Below are 17856 nucleotides of genomic sequence, written 5' to 3' on the forward strand. Positions count from 1 at the left end.
AGCGGCCCATCTTTAATGGACCGACTTTAAAAATACTGAGGAGGCTAGCGGCAAATAAATTGCTTCTTCTATACCTCATGTCGAAACAGATTAAGGAGCAGGGGCCTTAAATTGTAACTTACCATTTTCATTTGGTTGGCAAGTACCATTAAAGATTACGCCGTTATGGTTGTAAGCTACCCATTCACCCTGACTTTTTTTAGTACAAGCTCTCAGCTGTTTTTGCATCTCTGATTTGCCTGACTCAGCAGCATGATGAGCTGTTTTGCTTGATTTAGCCATATGAGTCGATTTAGCAGTATGATTGGTCGCAGCGTGGGTCAACGTTACGCCTGAAAAACAAAGTAGAGATGCGGTTAAGATTTTTAACATAGTCGTTTTCATTTTGTATTCCTTCTTGTCGCGTTAATTTTAAAGTTATAGAAGTGCTGTACGTTTTTTATTCTAAGATGAATTTGTTTTAATAACATTCACTTTGTATTGAGTTCATGAAACAAAATGTCAAATCATGTGGCGTACCGTAAATTATGTGAAGACGATTTTGTAATTATGTACATCAATAGACAGATAATTTTGCTATAATGTTCCGTCTTTTTTTTTCTGGTGTTTTGTACTCATGCACTACCCTAAAGTTTATGATGTTATCGTTATCGGTGGCGGTCACGCAGGTACGGAAGCGGCCCTTGCTGCTGCGCGTATGGGACGACAGACTTTGCTTTTGACCCATAACATTGAGACTTTGGGTCAAATGAGTTGTAACCCAGCAATCGGTGGTATTGGTAAGTCACATTTAGTACGTGAAATTGATGCGCTTGGCGGAGCAATGGCTTTAGCTGCCGATAAAGGTGGTATTCAGTTCCGTATTTTAAATTCACGTAAAGGTGCGGCAGTACGTGCAACACGTGCTCAGGCTGACCGCGTTCGCTATAAAGCTGCCATCCGCGATACTTTGGAAAATCAAGCAAATCTTGATATTTTCCAGCAAGCGGCTGATGACCTGATTGTTGAAGGTGATACGGTTAAAGGTGTTGTTACCCAAATGGGTATTCGCTTTGATGCTAAAACTGTTGTGTTAACTACGGGTACATTCTTGGGTGGTGTAATCCACGTTGGTTTACAAAAATCAAGTGGTGGTCGTGCGGGTGATCCTCCTTCAATTGCACTTGCTCAGCGTTTACGTGAATTAAATTTACCTGTAGGCCGTTTAAAAACGGGTACACCACCACGTATTGATGCACGTTCGGTTGATTTTTCAGTCATGATTCCGCAGCCGGGTGATTTCCCATCTCCGGTTATGTCGTTCATGGGTGATGCTTCTATGCACCCTGAACAAGTAAATTGTTATATCACGCATACCAATGAAAAAACCCATGAGATTATTCGTGGTGGTTTAGATCGTTCACCAATGTATACCGGTGTTATTGAAGGTGTAGGACCACGTTACTGCCCATCAATCGAAGATAAAATTCACCGTTTCGCTGATAAAGACTCGCATCAAGTATTTTTGGAACCAGAAGGTTTAGATACACACGAGCTTTATCCAAATGGTATTTCGACTTCGCTTCCATTTGATGTTCAGTTCGAGCTGGTTCGTTCTATTCGTGGTATGGAAAATGCCCATATTTTGCGTCCAGGCTATGCGATTGAATACGATTATTTCAATCCACAAGCTTTGAAATTCACTCTCGAAACTAAAGCTATTAACGGGTTATATTTTGCTGGCCAAATTAACGGTACAACAGGTTACGAAGAAGCAGGTGCCCAAGGTTTACTTGCTGGCTTAAACGCTGCGCGCCGTGCGTGGGAACAAGAAGAGTGGACACCTAAGCGTGACCAAGCTTACATGGGTGTATTGGTTGATGACCTCATTACTTTAGGTACTAAAGAACCATACCGTATGTTTACCTCACGTGCTGAATACCGTTTGATGTTGCGTGAAGACAATGCGGATCAACGTTTAACGACTGTTGGTCGTGAACTTGGTTTAGTTGATGATGTGCGTTGGGCTGCTTATTGTGAAAAAATGGAAGCGGTTGAGCGTGAAACTTCTCGTTTACAACATTTGTGGGCGGCACCAAATAACCCTATGGGTAAAAAATTCGTTGAGATGACAGGTGCTGACTTAAGTAAAGAATGTAGTGCAATTGATTTGCTTAAACGCCCTAATATTAACTTTGGTCAAATTGCCGAACTTACTGGTTCTGAAGTTTCGGAGCACGTGGGTGAGCAAATCGAAATTGCTGTGAAATACGAAGGTTATATTAACCGTCAGCATGAAGATGTGGCTCAGTTAAAGCGTCTTGAAGAGACCAAAATTCCTACCGATTTTAATTATGATGTAGTGTCTGGTTTATCTCGTGAAATTACCCAGAAATTAAAAACGGTTCTTCCGGAAACATTAGCTCAAGCAAGTCGTATTCCTGGTGTTACACCAGCAGCTGTTCAACTTGTAATGATCACAATTCGTAAAAATAATATGATTAAGAAAACAGCTTAATCTTTTAAATGCAAAAAAGCCCAGTTAAGACTGGGCTTTTTTATTTTCTGTTCAAAAATATATGAAAACTTCCTAAGGAAGAAAATAGATTTCGCTTCCTTTTTTTCTTATTTCACATATTTCAAGCAGCCAGTTATATTAAATTCACGTTCAAACAAGAGGGCTTTAACCATGACAATGAAATCAATTCGCTACAATAGAGATGAAATGGCATGCCAATGCTTATGTTCAAAATAGCGCAAAAGAAAGAGCAGGTCAGTTTTGTAGGGGGAGAACACATTGATCTGAAAACAAGTATAAATATAAGAGCCAATATAAAATTAAGAAAATTATAATTCAAAATCTAAAGAGAACCTTATGGTTCTCTTTTTTATATCTATTTACTCTCGGATTCAATTTCTCGTACAGCATTGTGTACTTGTATAGGCTCGATATGTAGTAATTTCTTGCCAAAACTACGTAACCACCACACCAGTTGAGATGTAAAAGGTACGGTAGCGGTAACTTCTACAATATTTTCTTCAAGTGGAACTATAGTTTGGTCTTTACTTAACTGACTTTCATAGAAAGTTCTAGCAGTTTGCTCTGTCATCGTTAATGTGAGTTGAATTGACTCAGTTGGCTGCTTGTAGTCCACTCTAAAGCCTAAAGCGCCTGAATCGATATAATGATCAATATCAAAATTGACAGGATGCAGTGCTCGACTATCTAAGACTTTTGCTGATTTAAAACGGTGCAAGGCAAACGTTTGAACTTCAGTTTTGTCATGTCGTGTGCAAATTAAATAAATTACCGCACCTTTTTGTACCAAAGCCAAAGGATTTAAAATATAGGTTTTGTCTTCTCCCTGATTGACTCGTGCCCGATAAATACATTCTATTTGTTTGTCTTGGAGTAGACCTTCATAAATTGCTTGTTGAGCATTTCGGTCCACTACAGGCGGAATAAGAGGTTGGCTGGCAGGTACGATGCGTACTCGGTTAATCCATTGCCTAACATTATTTTGTGTAGAGAGACTGCGTTTAGCCAAATCAAACCAAGGCCCCATCTCATCAAGCAGACTTGGTGGAAGTAAGTGTTTAAGATGCTCCTCAACCATCATAAATGTTACAGCCTGAGAGCTGGTCATGTGCGGTAAGCTCTGAATAGGTGCGTCGGATTGCCACCGCCAGCCTTGAGGTACAGCCTTATTACTTTCTATTGGAAAGCGCTGAGCAATTTGGTTTAAATCACGCTGAATAGTCCTTAAACTGATATCAATACCTTCACGTTCAAGCATTTCCTGTAACTCCCGCGTCCCGATCCATTTACCGGTAGGGAGGCGAGATAAAATCTGCCATTGGCGATATAAACTATTTGAAGTTTCTTTTTCTATTACAGACATAAGCGTAATACATCTATATCCAACTGCTTTGGTGTCAACACAATAAAAAATCTTTACACATTTAGCAAGTTTGTCAGATTCGGTTTATAGGTCCTTTTACAATCAATGTTAAGATTTAGAGGAAGAAAGTTATAACAAAGCACCGTAAAAATATTAAAGATATATAAATGGCACTGAAATTGCTTATTTAAAAATGAAATATAGATAAATGATAAGACGAGGTGGTTATGTCAGAACAAGAGCATGAATTACATATAGATAATGATTTTTTTATACAAGAGCAGACGACTAAGGCGATCATTAACCCAACCTCTTTTTTAGAACATATTTCCGTACAAACCAACCTATTTGAGCAGCTAAAATCACAGTTTTTTAATGAGATGCTTGACGATGTAACATCAAATGGTGCGGCTTCTAAAAAAATTGAGCAATGGTTGAGTATCCGTACTTTAGATGAATTAAAAGAATTGAATGCTCAAGCGAAGCAACATTTTCTTTATCACGGCATTACTTTTAACGTATATGGTGATAAAGAAGGTGCAGAGCGAACAATTCCTTTTGATTTAATTCCAAGGGTGATTGAAAAAAAACAATGGGAGAAAATAGCTTCGGGCTGTGCACAGCGTGTTAAAGCTTTAAATTACTTTTTAGATGATATTTATCATGGACAACATATTTTGAAAGAACAGCTCATTCCCGAAGAGCAAATTATGGGGAATGATGCTTTTCAGCCACATATGCTTAAACATTCTCTGAAAGGTAAAATTTATTCACAAATTAGTGGAATTGATATTATCCGTGATGGTGAAGGAGAATTTTTTGTATTGGAGGATAATTTAAGAACACCTTCTGGCGTATCTTATATGATCGAAAGCCGAAAAATTAGCCAAGAATTGATGCCAGAGCTATGTGCAACCAATAATTTACAGGGAATTGAGCATTATCCAAAACTTTTAAAAGAAATATTGCAGGAGAATTCACCTGCGGACAGACCTTTTATTGTGGTACTAACACCGGGACGTTTTAACAGTGCTTATTATGAGCATGCTTTTTTAGCACGTGAAATGGATGTACCACTGGTTACAAATCGGGATTTATTTGTAGAAAATGATCAAGTTTTTGTCAAAACGATTCGTGGGCGTCAAAAAGTAGACGTAATTTATCGCCGTTTAGATGATGATTTTCTGGATCCGTTAGCATTTCGACCGGACAGTGCTTTAGGTGTGGCGGGTCTTATGTCTGCTTATTTGCAAAAAAATGTTGTTATTGCAAATGCGCCTGGAACAGGTGTGGCTGATGATAAATCTATTTATCCTTATGTGGATCAAATGATTCAATATTATTTGGGTGAAACACCAATTCTAAAAAATGTACCTACTTATCAGTGCCGTAAAGATGAACATTTAGATTATGTACTTTCTAATCTGGACCAGTTAGTTGTTAAAGAAGCACAAGGGTCGGGTGGTTATGGCATGTTAATTGGGCCTCAAGCAAGTTCGTGTGAAATTGATGACTTTAGAAAAAAATTGATCGCCACACCTCATATGTACATTGCACAACCGACCTTGGCCTTATCTGTTGCTCCAACTTTAACTACATCTGGGGTGGCTGAACGTCATATTGACTTACGTCCATTTGTATTGAGTTCACCTTATCGTACAGAAATAGTGCCGGGTGGCTTAACGCGAGTGGCCATGCAGGCGGGCTCTTTAGTCGTAAATTCGTCCCAAGGTGGCGGCATAAAAGATACATGGGTTGTCGAAACATTACATTCCTAATTGTGGGTTAAAGAGGAACTTTATGGTTTTACTCAATTCGAGTGCGCATCAAATATATTGGTTGGGTCGATATTTAATGCGAGTTAAATTTGCTGCCTCTCATTTACCCTTTACACAAGATGAGAAAGCAACAAAATTTGCAGCAGCATTTGGTTTAGTCATAGAAAATGCTGAATTACTAAATCACTATATGTTAGACAAGAAGCAAACATTTTCATTACTGAACCAGCTCGTTATTGCTAAAGATAATATTCAGGCACTAAGAGGTATATTGTCATCAAATGCTTATGCAGAATTAAATAATGTTATTAACACGCTTCAACCTCAACCTGAGACTTTGAGAAAAGCTGTTGAACAATGTACTCAAATATTAGAAGCGGAGAATGAAGATATTTGTTTATTTCTGAATTTAGGTCAAAAAATAGAGCAATTTGATATAGAACTACGTTTTGGGCAAGATTTATCAGGCCTCGTGTCAGAGCTAGATGTTGTGGTGCAACGGCTTGTTAGCTTAGGTTGGGAGAATATAGATCAAAATTGGCAAGTACTAAAGCATCAGCTAACTTGGGACGCTTATTATACTTTTACACAGCAGCTGGAAAATATGTTTGAGGTCTGATTATGAAATTGATGGTGAATCATCAAACGCATTATAGCTATACTGAAACTGCTCAAAACAGTATTCAGTATATTAAAATGATGCCTCAAACATCACCGCATCAACATGTTATGAATTGGGCAATTAGCGTGCCGGGTGACAAAACGATAAAAAGGGACATATTTAACAATGTATGGATGACGGCTAGTCAGCGTTATCAATACCAACATCTTACATTTATGGCTCAAGGAATCATTGAACTTCAAAATGTAGAGCTAGGTTGTGTAAATCTATCTACACCGACAAATTTGTTTTTGCAGATGACAAGTGCAACCCGATGTGATTTGGCAATGTTGGACTTTGCCAAAAATATTGTGGGGGTCAAAGACCGACAGCATATTGCATTATTAAGTGAACATATTTTGCAGAAAATACTCTATCAGCCTGAAAGTACTTCGGTTCAGACAACTGCAACTGAAGCATTTCACGCTGGACAGGGTGTATGCCAAGATCATGCTCATGTTTTAATTGCGATGTGTCGTGCGCTACAATTGCCGGCACGTTATGTTTCTGGTTATCTATTTGATCAAAACTATCCGCACCTTGCCAGTCACGCTTGGGCGGAAGTATTTTTAGAAAATCAGTGGTATTGTTTTGATGTAAGCAATCAGTTGTTTACACCCAAACATCATATCTACCTTGCAGTAGGCCGTGATTATCTCGATGTGGCACCTATTCGTGGTGTAAGAGAGCAAGGTGGGGTGGAAAACATGATGTCTGTGGTTCAGGTGTTGGCATGTTGAATGTAAAGAGAATGAAATGACCTATTGTTGTGCGCTTAGATTGGAACAAGGTTTAGTGTTTATTAGTGACACGAGAACTAATGCAGGAGTTGATCATATTTCTGTGTTCCGAAAATTGCATACTTTCGGCGTTACTGGAGAGCGTTTCATGGCCTTACAAACAGCAGGTAATTTAGCGACGACACAAGCTGTTATAGGTCATTTGCAAAATGCTCTCACTTTGCAGCAAGAACCTAACTTATATAGTGTCAATACGATGTTTGAGGCGGCTGAACTGATTGGTAAAACCTTAAAAAGTGTTTTAGAAGATATTAGTTCAGACACTCAAGAACAAATGAATTATGCGTGTAGTATTTTAATAGGTGGGCAAATTAAAGGCGGTGAGATGCAGCTTTATAATATTTATCCGCAAGGTAATTTTATTTGTGCAACTACGGATACACCCTATTTTCAAATAGGAGAAAGCAAATACGGAAAACCTATTTTGGATCGTGCTCTATATTATGCGATGCCGCTAGATGATGCATTACGTTGTAGTTTGATTTCTTTTGATTCAACCTTGCGCTCAAATGTTTCTGTTGGATTGCCGCTTGACGCATTGGTTTACAATAAAGATAGTTTCATTATTCCGGTGGGTAAACGAATTACCGAAGATGATCCGTATTTTTCACAAATTAGTAAACAATGGTCCGATACTTTACGCCGTGGTTTGCAAGAATTGCCAAAACCGACTGATGATTATTGGCGATAAAATTTTTAAAAGCTGATAAAAAAATCCAAGCATGCTTGGATTTTTTTATATTTTATTATTTAACTGCTTTTACGAATAGGGCGATTACTTAAGCGACAGAGTAATTCATATCCTATTGTTCCGTTTGCATCGGCGACATCATCAACTAAGCGGTGTGTTCCCCAAAGTTCGACTTGAGAACCTAATTTAACTTGAATAGCTGTAACGTCAATTGCAAGCATATCCATGCTGACTCTGCCCACTACAGGACATAATTGCCCATTAATCGCTACATAATTTTGTTTAATATAAGCTCTCGGGTATCCGTCACCATAGCCAATAGAAACTATTGCAATATCCATTTTTTGTTGCGCACAGAAGGTTGAACCATAACCTACATGTTCTCCAGCTTGAATGTGATTCAATGCAATCACTTCTGCTGTAAAGGACATGACTGGTTTTAGGTCAAGATCATGTACTGTTTTATCTGCAAAAGGCGAAGCGCCGTAAAGCATAATGCCCGGGCGAACATAGTCAAAATGTAATTCTGGCCATTTATAAATAGCAGCAGAATTACAGCAAGATGCTAAAACTGGATCACAAGCTTGTTTAACCTGTAAAAATTGTTGTTTTTGTTGCTCGTTGAGGGGATGGTCCACATCTGCATTTGCGAAATGCATCGCTAGTACACAGGTAAAGCCTTCAGATTTTAAAGTTTTAATGACCTCAATAATTTCAGGAACTTTAAATCCTAAACGGTTCATGCCGCTATTGAGCTTAATCCAGACTTTTAGGCCTTGAGCGATGTATTCTTGCTTATGTTTAATTAACCATTCAAACTGCTGTTGATGGTGAATCACACATTCAAATTTTTGCTTAATTGCAATAGGCATTTCATCTTCAGAAAATGCCCCTTCAATTAAAGTAACAGGTTGTTGAAATCCAAGTTCGCGAATTTCTAAACCTTCTTGTAGGCAGGCGACACCAAAGGCATCTGAGGCATTTAAGGCTGCTAAACAGTCTTTGATTCCATGTCCGTAAGCATTAGCTTTCACCATACTTACAATTTTTGAATTTGCTGCGAGTTGTTTGACACGGTTTAAATTATATTGAAGCGCATGGCGATCAATATAAACTGTTGCTTGGCGCACCCTCATTTACTCCTTTGGGCTAGAGATAGAGTTTATTCTTCATCATCATATTGGCTGTAATACTCAGGAGAGAGATTACTAAATCGGGTATATTGACCTTCAAAGGCAAGACGAACTGAACCAATTGGACCGTTACGCTGTTTGCCAATAATAATTTCTGCGGTACCGGCTTCTTTCGACTCTTTGTTATAAACCTCATCACGGTAAATAAACATAATCAAGTCGGCATCCTGCTCGATCGCACCAGATTCACGTAAGTCTGACATTACTGGGCGCTTATTTGGTCGGTTTTCCAGACTTCGGTTGAGCTGGGAAAGTGCGATAACGGGGCAGTGCATTTCTTTTGCTAAGGCTTTTAAGCTACGTGAAATTTCTGAAATCTCACCCACACGGTTATCACCCATGCCAGGAACTTTCATGAGCTGTAAATAATCGACCATGATACAGCCGATTTTACCATCATGCATTTTGGCAATGCGTCGAGCACGGGCACGAAGTTCCGTTGGAGGTAGGGCAGATGAGTCATCAATATACAAATGCATTTGTTGAAGCTGCAAAATTGTGCCAGTAACTTTGGTCCATTCATCCGCATCTAAGTTCCCCGAACGTAAATGTCCTTGGTGAACTTTACCCATTGCAGAAATAAGACGCATCGCAATTGAGTCTGCTGGCATCTCCATTGAGAATACCAGAGCGGGTAGCTTGTTATATTGTAGAACGCTTTCAACCAAATTCATGGCGAAAGTGGTTTTACCCATAGATGGACGTGCAGCAACAATAATTAAGTCACCAGCTTGCATACCAGATGTTTTATTATCAAGTTCTAAGAAGCCAGTGGTTAAACCAGTAATATTGCCATCAAGTTTTGAAAGCTCATCAAGTTTACTAATTACATCGGCAGTTACAGAGCTAATAGATTTAGGACCTGCATCTTTTTTATTGTTATTGTGCTGTTCTGCTAAAGAGAAAATACTGGTTTCTGCTAGATCTAGAATTTCACTAACACCACGACCTTTTGTGTCATAAGCATTTTGTAGAATTTCAGTACTGACTTTGATCATACTACGAAGCGTAGAGAACTCTTTAATTTTTGTGGCATACGTTTCTAAGTTATAGAAACTTGATGGGGAGTCAGCCATAAGCTGCATTAAATATTCTTCGCCACCAATAGCATCAAGTAAATTTTGTTTTAAAAGCCAATCGTTAACTAAGACCGCATCATAAGGTGAATTTTCTTGTGCGAGTTTTTCGATTGCACGGTAAATATATTTATGGCGAGTCGCATAGAAATCATTTTCTTTTAACATATCACTAACTTGCTCGAAAGATTCGGCAACTGTCATTAGTGCAGCAAGTACAGCTTGCTCAATGGCTAAATTGTGTGGGGGAGTGCGAAACTCTTTAAGTTGGCCTGATTCACTCGTCTTATTTTCTGTTGGAGATGAACGGGTTAAAGAACTGGCATTCGCCTGAGACATAATTAGACCTGATGATAAAGAAAGGTTACGCAAATAGCCTGTGAGGCCGAGAACTATCTTAAAACAAAATTAAATAAACTACCTAATTAAAAAACCAATTAAACTAAAGAACTGATCAGGAATTAATATATCTTATTTTAAAAGTAGGGCACATAAAAAAAGAGCATGCAAAAGCATGCTCTTTTTTTGGTGAGAAATTACTCAGATACGATAGTAACGAGAACTTCTGCAGCAACATCATGATGCAATTGGATTGCGATGTTGAATTCACCAGTGTGACGAAGTGCGCCATTCGGTAAACGAACTTCTGCACGGTCAACTGCAAGACCAGCATTCGTTAAAGCGTCAGCGATGTCACGAGTACCGATAGAACCGAAGAGTTTACCTTCGTCACCAGCTTTAGCAGTGATAACGATATTAACTTCATTCAATTGTTCAGCACGTGCTTGAGCAGCAGCTAAAATTTCAGCTTCTTGCTTTTCAAGTTCAGCGCGACGAGCTTCGAAAGCAGCAGTGTTAGCTTCAGTAGCTGCAACTGCTTTACCTTGAGGGATAAGGAAGTTACGGCCGTAACCAGCTTTAACTGATACTTTATCGCCTAATTTACCAAGGTTTTTAATGCGTTGTAATAAGATAACGTCCACAGATCACCTCACTTATGGTTGTCAGTGTACGCAATCAAAGACAAGTAGCGAGCTTGCTTGATAGCAAGTGCTAATTGACGTTGATAACGAGCTTTAGTACCAGTGATACGGCTAGGAACAATCTTGCCGTTTTCAGTGATGTACTGTTTTAAAGTATCGATATCTTTGTAGTCGATGTACACAACATTCTCAGCTGTAAAGCGGCAGAACTTGCGACGACGGTAAAAACGTGCCATTGATGTTCTCCTTATTCAGCTTCGTGAGTAACTTGCTGTGCTTCTTCGCGTTGAGCTTTACGCGCACGCTTTTCTTCAGCACTTTTAGCAAGCAATGACTCTTCAGTGATTGCGTGTTCACGACGGATGATAAGGTTACGAATGATCGCGTCGTTATAACGGAATAATTCTTCTAGCTCATCAAGCGTAGTTTGACCACATTCAACATTCATAAGAATGTAGTGTGCTTTGTGAATTTTGTTAATTGGGTAAGCCAATTGACGACGGCCCCAATCTTCTAAACGGTGAATTTGACCTTCAGCTTCTTTGATCTGAGAGATATAGCGTTCAACCATACCTACAACTTGATCGCTTTGATCTGGGTGTACTAAAAGTACGATTTCGTAATGACGCATTGTCAGCTCCTTACGGTTTAAACAGCCCCTAATAAATAAAACATTAGAAGCAAGGAGTCATAACTTAATAAGTTATGTCGCAAAATTTGCGAAGGCTGAATTATAGGTAAAAATGCGACCAAAAACAAATCTTTTGATGAGAAAAGTAAAACTTCTTTACTATAAGAGAAAATCCTCCCTTATTTAAAAGAGAGGAAGATTTGGAGCAGGGGATTGATAGGTAAAGCTAAAGCTCAAACTTAACAGGGTAATTAATATGACCGAGTAGAGGAAAAAACGTTTAGCCCAAAGTTGGTCATTTTCAGCTTTAAATCCAATAATTGATAAATATAACCAATACGCTGTTAGTGCATTAAAGGTTATTAGAAAAAATATATTGGTATAGCCAAAACAATATAAACCATTCAATACGGCTGCAAACAACAGAATATAAATGACACATTCTACTTTCGTGCGATAAATAGAGCGTGCAACTGGCAGAATGGGGATTCCGGCATTTTTGTAATCGTCAAAACGATAAATAGCAATTGCCCATGAATGTGGCATTTGCCATAGCGCATAAGCCAAAAACAAAAGTAAGGCGGCTACATCAAAATGATGAGTTACTGCTGTATAACCAATAACAGGAGGACTCGCCCCGGAAATACTACCAATTACGGTTTGATGGATTGAGGTACGCTTTGTCCACAAACTATAAAAACCGACATAGACAATAAAACCAATCATTGCAAACAAAAAAGCGTAAGCATTTACACCGAACCACAAAATACTAAAACCGATAAGTCCAAGAACAAATGCATATATAAGTGCAACAGTAGGAGAGATGGTTTTTTTGACTAGTGCGCGGTTTTGCGTACGCTGCATTTTGATATCGATGTCTTGGTCTATAACATTATTTACAACACAACCAGAAGCTACAACTAAAGTTGTTCCAAGTAGGGTGAGTAGTAATAATAAGATGTCTATAGAGCCTTGGGCGGCTAAGAAAAAGCCGCCCAAGGTGGTAATGAAATTACCGAAGAGAATTCCTGGTTTAGTCAGGAATAGATATTTTTTCAACATGTCAATCAGTTTAGATCATCATGTTGTAGTGAAGGTAATTCATAATCCACACAGAACCGATTAAAAGTACCGCGATACATAAGATTGTGTAGATGAATGCAATCATATTCCAGCGTTGTTCAGATGATGTATTCATGTGTAGGAAGTACACAAGCTGTACAAGAACCTGAGCAACAGCAGCGATTGCAATTACTGTAACTAAGATGCCACGACTGAAACCACCCGCCATCACCATCCCGAACGGGATGATGGTGAGGATAACAGAAAGGATAAATCCAACAGTGTATTGCTTAAAGTTACCGTGTGACGCACCTGCAGCATTATGGTCATGACTACTCATTAGAGAACTCCCAGTAAGTAAACGACGCTGAATACACAGATCCAAACGATGTCAAGGAAGTGCCAGAACAAGCTTAAGCAAGCTAGACGACGTGTATTCGGTAATGTCAAACCTTTAGTTTTGATTTGATACATCAAGACCAACATCCACACTAAACCAGAAGTTACGTGGATACCGTGTGTACCAACCAAAGTAAAGAACGATGATAAGAATGCACTGTGAGTTGGACCATGACCTTCTTCGACAAGGTGATGGAACTCATAAAGTTCCATTCCAATGAACGTTGCACCAAAAAGGAATGTAATAAATAACCAAGTGATGACTTGATTTACATTCTTTTTATAAGATGCAAGTACAGCAAAACCGAAAGTTACCGATGAAATCAATAAGGCAAATGTTTCAGTTAACACGTAGCCTAATGAGTCATGGAACAGGTCATATGCACTTGGAGTTCCTGGTGGAATATGACTGCTTAATACAGCGAACGCAATGAAGAGTGATCCGAAAAGAATCAAGTCACTCATCAAGTATGTCCAGAAACCAAAGACCGTTAAGTCGGTATCATCATGTTCATGATGACCATCGTGGCCGTGGTTGTCGTGATGAAGTACTTCAGCCATTTCCTTAGTCCTTCTTCAAGTGTTTTTCAAGTAAAGCATAGCGTTCGTTTTCAATACGCTCAACTTCAGCAGCAGGAACATAGTAATCAACATTCTTAGTGAATGAGCTTACGATCAAGCTAACAACAGCTGAAACGAATGAAACAACAACGAGCCACCAAATATGCCAGATGAGAGCAAAGCCAAGGATCGTAATGAACATTGCAATGACAAAACCAGCAGCACGATCAGTCGGCATGTGGATGTCTTCATATTTAGTGTTACGTGCGTATGCTACACCATTTTCTTTGTCAGTCCAGAAACGGTCAATACCGCTTGCATCTGGTTCATGCGCAAAGTTATAGAACGGAGCAGGGGAAGAAGTCGCCCATTCAAGCGTACGTGCATCCCATGGATCGCCTGTAAGGTCCATGTTGTCCTTACGTTGTAAGAAACCAACAATGATTTGCATTAAGAAACATGCAATACCAATCGCAACGAGAACAGCACCAAATAATGCAATTGCAAGGTAAGGATCCCATTCTGGGTTGTCATATGTATTCAAACGACGAGTCATACCCATGAAACCAAGGATATAAAGTGGCATGAATGCAAAATAGAAACCGAAGAACCAGAACCAGAACGCAGCTTTACCCCATGCTTCATTGAGCTTCCAACCAAACATTTTTGGCCAGTAGTAAATGATGCCGGCAAACATACCAAACACCACACCACCGATAATTACGTTATGGAAGTGAGCGATCAAGAATAATGAGTTGTGTACAAGGAAGTCCGCAGGTGGAACAGCCATAAGTACACCAGTTAAACCACCAATACCAAATGTGATAAGGAAGCCAAGCGTCCATAACATTGGAGTAGTAAAGGTGATGCGACCTTTATACATGGTGAATAACCAAGAGAAGATTTTCACACCAGTAGGAATCGCAATAACCATGGTCATGATACCGAAGAACGCGTTAACGTTCGCACCAGCACCCATGGTAAAGAAGTGGTGAAGCCATACAACGAACGCAAGAACAGTAATCGCGATAGTTGCATACACCATAGACTTATAACCGAACAACGCTTTACGAGAGAAGGTTGCAACGATTTCTGAGTATAGACCAAATGCTGGTAATACTAGGATATATACTTCAGGGTGACCCCATGTCCAGATCAAGTTCACATAAAGCATTGGGCTACCGCCAAGCTCATTTGTGAAGAAATGGAAGCCGAAGTAACGGTCTAGAGTTAACATTGCAAGTGTACCTGTTAATACAGGGAACGATGCGATGATTAATACAGCCGTACAAAGTGAAGTCCACGTAAAAATAGGCATATCCATCAATTTCATGCCAGGTGCGCGCATTTTGATGATGGTAACGAAGAAGTTAACACCAGATAAAAGCGTACCTAGACCAGAAACCTGAAGTGCCCAGATATAGTAGTCAACACCTACACCAGGAGAATATTGAATGCCAGACAGAGGAGGGTAAGCCATCCAGCCAGTCGCAGCAAATTCACCTAATACAAGTGAAAGCATCATCAAACCAGCAGCACCGGCGAATAACCAGAAGCTTAAAGAGTTCAATAATGGGAAAGCAACGTCACGAGCACCAATCTGTAAAGGTACAGAGATGTTCATCATACCAACAACGAGACCCATTGCTACGAAGAAGATCATAATTACACCGTGTGCGGTGAAGATCTGGTCGTAATGGTCTGGATGTAGATAACCTTCGCCGCCGCCTTTAGCGAGGAAAAGTTGTAGACGCATCATAATTGCATCGGCGAAACCACGCAAAAGCATGACTACAGATACAAGAATGTACATGATACCAATCTTTTTATGGTCTACCGTAATAAACCACTCATTCCACAAATATCCCCATTTTTTGAAATAGGTGATACCGCCAAGCACAACAATTGCACCAAGTGCCATAAGGACCATGGTGACAAGCACGATTGGCTCTGTCGGGATAGAGTCCCAACCCAGTTTACCAAAAATCATATCCATGTCTTATTCCCCTTGAGCAGCGTGTTCAGCTGTTGCATGCGCAGCAGAGTGGTCAACACCATGATAGTTACTCATATAGTGGTTGATAATTGTTTCAAACAATTTTGGTTCAACTGAAGAGTAATAAGTCACAGGGTGTGGCTTAGTCGGGAACGGTTTCATAGCTTCAGCTTTAGCAAGCGCTTCTTGATCACCAGCGGCTTTAGCACGATTTACTAAATGCTCGATTTGGTGCTTAGAACGGTCACCATCACGTAAGGTTGCCAATTCAGCTTGGTCAAGCGTAGTTTTTTGAACTGCTTCTGGGTTAATGGTAGAACCATTACCTGCTTTAACAGCTGCTACCCATTCGTTGAATTGTTGCTCTGTAACACTATGCGCCTTGAAACGCATTTGAGAGAAACCGTAACCTGAGTAGTTAGAAGAGAAACCACGATATACACCAGGTTCATTTGCTAACAAATGAAGGTGAGTTTGCATACCTGCCATTGCATAAATCTGGCCGCCTAACTGTGGAATGAAGAATGAGTTCATTGTAAAGTTAGAAGTGATTTTAAAGCTTAACGGAGTTTTTTCAGGGAAACGTACTTCGTTAACTGTTGCAATGTTTTGTTCAGGATAAATAAAGATCCACTTAAACTGCTCAGCAACAACTTGAATAGTTAAAGGTGCTTTATCTGATTCTAAAGGACGGTATGGGTCATACTTGTGGGAACCCCACCAAGTTAACCAAGCTAAAATACCAATAATAATGACAGGGATACCCCATACTACAACTTCAATTGTAGTTGAGTGTGCCCATGTAGGTTTATAGTCTGCATCTTTATTTGACGCGCGATATTTCCAACCAAACCATAATGCCATGATGATTGAAGGAATCACCACAAGTAACATTAAATAGATCGCAGTCATCATAAGGTCACTTTGACCTTGACCAACTGGACCTTTAGAGTTTAGAAGTACCATATCACCACCACACCCAGTCAAAAGTGCGGCAAGCGTTGATAAAGACAATACAGCTAAAATCGTTTGTCTCATTTTACAACCTCGGTGAAGAGTCCCATTCCCTAATTAAATATGGGATAGCGATTAAAGTGTCGCATGATTGAGAACGCTAATCCTTAAATTTAGACTTCTCAATTATATGACACCGCTACGTTGTAGGGCATTATGCCTCATATCGACAAACTAAGCTATACATAAAGCAGCCTGAAATAATTGTTTTAAAACCCGATTTTTTTTGTAGGGTATTTAATCTGTATGGAGCTTTTATTTAAATATCAACTCTCTATAGAAAAAATGGACGCGAGGTGCCTCCATTTTTTTAGACTTTAAATCAATGAGTCATTTGCTATCATTTGATCACTTTTGTTCTTGCAATTTTGTCATGTAGCGCTTGGCGTTTTTGCCCTAATGCAAATGCATAGTCAATAATTGTACTAATAGGCATAAACAGCAAGTTTAATATGATGAAAACAATGCTTCTTAATAAGAAGATGCGAGTTAAATTAACTTTGCCGTTACTTTCAAAATCTACAATTTTAATGCCAACAATTTTCTTACCTATACTTTGCCCAAACTTTGTTAAAAGGATGGCTTGAATTGCAAGCATGATTACTACGTAAACAAGCATAGAATGCCAAGCTTCTATAGGGATTAAAGTGAAAAGCTGGTGTTGTAGTTCTGCTGCTTTAGTTGAAGCAACTTCAGTTGATTGCATTTGTTTTTGCAACTCAAATAATTGCTTATACTGAGATTCATTAAAGAAAAAAGAAGGAATTGCGGCTATTGGTAACCAAAGCAATAAATCAATAATTTTTGCCAAAGCTCGAGATGGAATAGAGGCAAGTTCATGAATTTTAGGCTCTACACGAATTTGACGAATAGTTTCATTAGATGAACTATTTGTGTTTATGACAGGTGCAGAATAACCGATAGGTTGATATACAAGTTTACCTTGGGTTAATTCTCCTAAAGCTTTCCATTCTGTCATGCCTTCATGCCAAGCTAAATCAGTTAACAAAATTTGTTGGCTAGCCAACATTTGATTTACTTGCTCTAAGGTGTAAGGCCCAGCTTGTTGATTATTACGTGCCAAGTAAATTTGCATAAATAAAAATTCTCTGTTCTAAAGATGAAAAAAG

18 protein-coding genes are annotated in these 17856 nt (G+C 39.2%); 5 read left to right on the forward strand and 13 right to left on the reverse strand.

Annotation, left to right across the window (positions count from 1 at the left end):
- Positions 1 to 90: 90 nt before the first annotated feature.
- Positions 91 to 384, reverse strand: coding sequence for a hypothetical protein (locus tag BMW38_RS06575; RefSeq protein WP_092706741.1), 294 nt, complete (start codon positions 382 to 384; stop codon positions 91 to 93).
- A gap of 232 nt (positions 385 to 616) precedes the next feature.
- On the opposite strand from BMW38_RS06575, the gene mnmG reads away from it, so the two are divergent.
- Positions 617 to 2497 (forward strand): tRNA uridine-5-carboxymethylaminomethyl(34) synthesis enzyme MnmG, encoded by a 1881-nt coding sequence (gene mnmG, locus BMW38_RS06580; protein WP_092706743.1) that lies wholly within the window; start codon positions 617 to 619, stop codon positions 2495 to 2497.
- 376 nt (positions 2498 to 2873) lie between these two features.
- Here mnmG and BMW38_RS19480 read toward each other — a convergent pair whose 3' ends face one another.
- Positions 2874 to 3881 carry a helix-turn-helix transcriptional regulator gene (locus BMW38_RS19480; protein WP_199964430.1) on the reverse strand — a complete coding sequence of 336 codons (1008 nt, stop codon included), beginning with the start codon at positions 3879 to 3881 and terminating at the stop codon, positions 2874 to 2876.
- 227 nt (positions 3882 to 4108) lie between these two features.
- Here BMW38_RS19480 and BMW38_RS06590 point away from each other — a divergent pair, with 227 nt between their 5' ends.
- Genes BMW38_RS06590 through BMW38_RS06605 form a run of 4 tightly spaced genes read left to right on the forward strand, consistent with a single transcriptional unit; the run spans position 4109 to position 7811 of the window.
- Positions 4109 to 5659, forward strand: coding sequence for a circularly permuted type 2 ATP-grasp protein (locus tag BMW38_RS06590; protein ID WP_092706745.1), 1551 nt, complete (start codon positions 4109 to 4111; stop codon positions 5657 to 5659).
- A gap of 22 nt (positions 5660 to 5681) precedes the next feature.
- Positions 5682 to 6278 carry an alpha-E domain-containing protein gene (locus tag BMW38_RS06595; RefSeq protein WP_092706747.1) on the forward strand — a complete coding sequence of 199 codons (597 nt, stop codon included), beginning with the start codon at positions 5682 to 5684 and terminating at the stop codon, positions 6276 to 6278.
- A 2-nt stretch (positions 6279 to 6280) separates the two neighbouring features.
- The gene (locus tag BMW38_RS06600; protein ID WP_005046296.1) at positions 6281 to 7060 is read left to right on the forward strand and encodes a transglutaminase family protein; all 780 of its coding nucleotides are present in this window, start codon (positions 6281 to 6283) and stop codon (positions 7058 to 7060) included.
- A gap of 16 nt (positions 7061 to 7076) precedes the next feature.
- Positions 7077 to 7811, forward strand: coding sequence for a proteasome-type protease (locus BMW38_RS06605; protein WP_004643330.1), 735 nt, complete (start codon positions 7077 to 7079; stop codon positions 7809 to 7811).
- Positions 7812 to 7870: 59 nt separating this feature from the next.
- On the opposite strand, the gene alr is transcribed toward BMW38_RS06605, so the two are convergent.
- The 11 genes from alr to BMW38_RS06660 all read right to left on the reverse strand — a co-directional run bounded on the left by alr (position 7871) and on the right by BMW38_RS06660 (position 17822).
- Positions 7871 to 8941, reverse strand: a complete 1071-nt coding sequence (gene alr / locus BMW38_RS06610; protein ID WP_092706749.1) for an alanine racemase — start codon at positions 8939 to 8941, stop codon at positions 7871 to 7873.
- Positions 8942 to 8973: 32 nt separating this feature from the next.
- A complete protein-coding gene (dnaB, locus tag BMW38_RS06615) occupies positions 8974 to 10419 on the reverse strand; it encodes a replicative DNA helicase (protein WP_003652486.1) in 1446 nt (481 codons plus the stop codon).
- A gap of 197 nt (positions 10420 to 10616) precedes the next feature.
- A complete protein-coding gene (gene rplI, locus BMW38_RS06620; RefSeq protein WP_004643328.1) occupies positions 10617 to 11063 on the reverse strand; it encodes a 50S ribosomal protein L9 in 447 nt (148 codons plus the stop codon).
- 8 nt (positions 11064 to 11071) lie between these two features.
- Complete coding sequence (gene rpsR, locus BMW38_RS06625; protein ID WP_003652483.1) at positions 11072 to 11299, reverse strand: 30S ribosomal protein S18; 228 nt, start codon at positions 11297 to 11299, stop codon at positions 11072 to 11074.
- An 11-nt stretch (positions 11300 to 11310) separates the two neighbouring features.
- Complete coding sequence (gene rpsF, locus BMW38_RS06630) at positions 11311 to 11694, reverse strand: 30S ribosomal protein S6 (protein WP_003652481.1); 384 nt, start codon at positions 11692 to 11694, stop codon at positions 11311 to 11313.
- A gap of 183 nt (positions 11695 to 11877) precedes the next feature.
- The gene (gene cyoE, locus BMW38_RS06635; RefSeq protein ID WP_092706751.1) at positions 11878 to 12756 is read right to left on the reverse strand and encodes a heme o synthase; all 879 of its coding nucleotides are present in this window, start codon (positions 12754 to 12756) and stop codon (positions 11878 to 11880) included.
- A 10-nt stretch (positions 12757 to 12766) separates the two neighbouring features.
- On the reverse strand, positions 12767 to 13096 hold the full coding sequence (locus tag BMW38_RS06640; protein WP_004643325.1) for a cytochrome o ubiquinol oxidase subunit IV: 330 nt from the start codon (positions 13094 to 13096) through the stop codon (positions 12767 to 12769).
- Positions 13096 to 13716 carry a cytochrome o ubiquinol oxidase subunit III gene (cyoC, locus tag BMW38_RS06645; RefSeq protein WP_005306751.1) on the reverse strand — a complete coding sequence of 207 codons (621 nt, stop codon included), beginning with the start codon at positions 13714 to 13716 and terminating at the stop codon, positions 13096 to 13098. The genes BMW38_RS06640 and cyoC overlap by 1 nt, the downstream gene beginning before the upstream one ends.
- Positions 13717 to 13720: 4 nt before the next feature.
- Complete coding sequence (gene cyoB, locus BMW38_RS06650) at positions 13721 to 15712, reverse strand: cytochrome o ubiquinol oxidase subunit I (RefSeq protein ID WP_003652474.1); 1992 nt, start codon at positions 15710 to 15712, stop codon at positions 13721 to 13723.
- A 3-nt stretch (positions 15713 to 15715) separates the two neighbouring features.
- Entirely contained in the window at positions 15716 to 16750 is a 1035-nt protein-coding gene (gene cyoA / locus BMW38_RS06655; protein ID WP_092706753.1) for a ubiquinol oxidase subunit II, read from the reverse strand.
- Between the two features lie 316 nt (positions 16751 to 17066).
- Positions 17067 to 17822, reverse strand: a complete 756-nt coding sequence (locus BMW38_RS06660) for an RDD family protein (protein WP_092706755.1) — start codon at positions 17820 to 17822, stop codon at positions 17067 to 17069.
- Positions 17823 to 17856: the final 34 nt, after the last annotated feature.

The sequence above is a fragment of the Acinetobacter sp. yr461 genome, from assembly GCF_900110445.1.
Classification (GTDB): Bacteria; Pseudomonadota; Gammaproteobacteria; order Pseudomonadales; family Moraxellaceae; genus Acinetobacter; species Acinetobacter calcoaceticus.

Excerpts from the sequence above, each read along its gene's own strand:
- BMW38_RS06575 (WP_092706741.1), bottom strand. The coding sequence starts at position 384 with ATGAAAACGACTATGTTAAAAATCTTAACCGCATCTCTACTTTGTTTT.
- mnmG (WP_092706743.1), top strand. The coding sequence starts at position 617 with ATGCACTACCCTAAAGTTTATGATGTTATCGTTATCGGTGGCGGTCAC.
- BMW38_RS19480 (WP_199964430.1), bottom strand. The coding sequence starts at position 3,881 with ATGTCTGTAATAGAAAAAGAAACTTCAAATAGTTTATATCGCCAATGG.
- BMW38_RS06590 (WP_092706745.1), top strand. The coding sequence starts at position 4,109 with ATGTCAGAACAAGAGCATGAATTACATATAGATAATGATTTTTTTATA.
- BMW38_RS06595 (WP_092706747.1), top strand. The coding sequence starts at position 5,682 with ATGGTTTTACTCAATTCGAGTGCGCATCAAATATATTGGTTGGGTCGA.
- BMW38_RS06600 (WP_005046296.1), top strand. The coding sequence starts at position 6,281 with ATGAAATTGATGGTGAATCATCAAACGCATTATAGCTATACTGAAACT.
- BMW38_RS06605 (WP_004643330.1), top strand. The coding sequence starts at position 7,077 with ATGACCTATTGTTGTGCGCTTAGATTGGAACAAGGTTTAGTGTTTATT.
- dnaB (WP_003652486.1), bottom strand. The coding sequence starts at position 10,419 with ATGTCTCAGGCGAATGCCAGTTCTTTAACCCGTTCATCTCCAACAGAA.
- rpsR (WP_003652483.1), bottom strand. The coding sequence starts at position 11,299 with ATGGCACGTTTTTACCGTCGTCGCAAGTTCTGCCGCTTTACAGCTGAG.
- rpsF (WP_003652481.1), bottom strand. The coding sequence starts at position 11,694 with ATGCGTCATTACGAAATCGTACTTTTAGTACACCCAGATCAAAGCGAT.
- cyoE (WP_092706751.1), bottom strand. The coding sequence starts at position 12,756 with ATGTTGAAAAAATATCTATTCCTGACTAAACCAGGAATTCTCTTCGGT.
- BMW38_RS06640 (WP_004643325.1), bottom strand. The coding sequence starts at position 13,096 with ATGAGTAGTCATGACCATAATGCTGCAGGTGCGTCACACGGTAACTTT.
- cyoC (WP_005306751.1), bottom strand. The coding sequence starts at position 13,716 with ATGGCTGAAGTACTTCATCACGACAACCACGGCCACGATGGTCATCAT.
- cyoB (WP_003652474.1), bottom strand. The coding sequence starts at position 15,712 with ATGGATATGATTTTTGGTAAACTGGGTTGGGACTCTATCCCGACAGAG.
- cyoA (WP_092706753.1), bottom strand. The coding sequence starts at position 16,750 with ATGAGACAAACGATTTTAGCTGTATTGTCTTTATCAACGCTTGCCGCA.
- BMW38_RS06660 (WP_092706755.1), bottom strand. The coding sequence starts at position 17,822 with ATGCAAATTTACTTGGCACGTAATAATCAACAAGCTGGGCCTTACACC.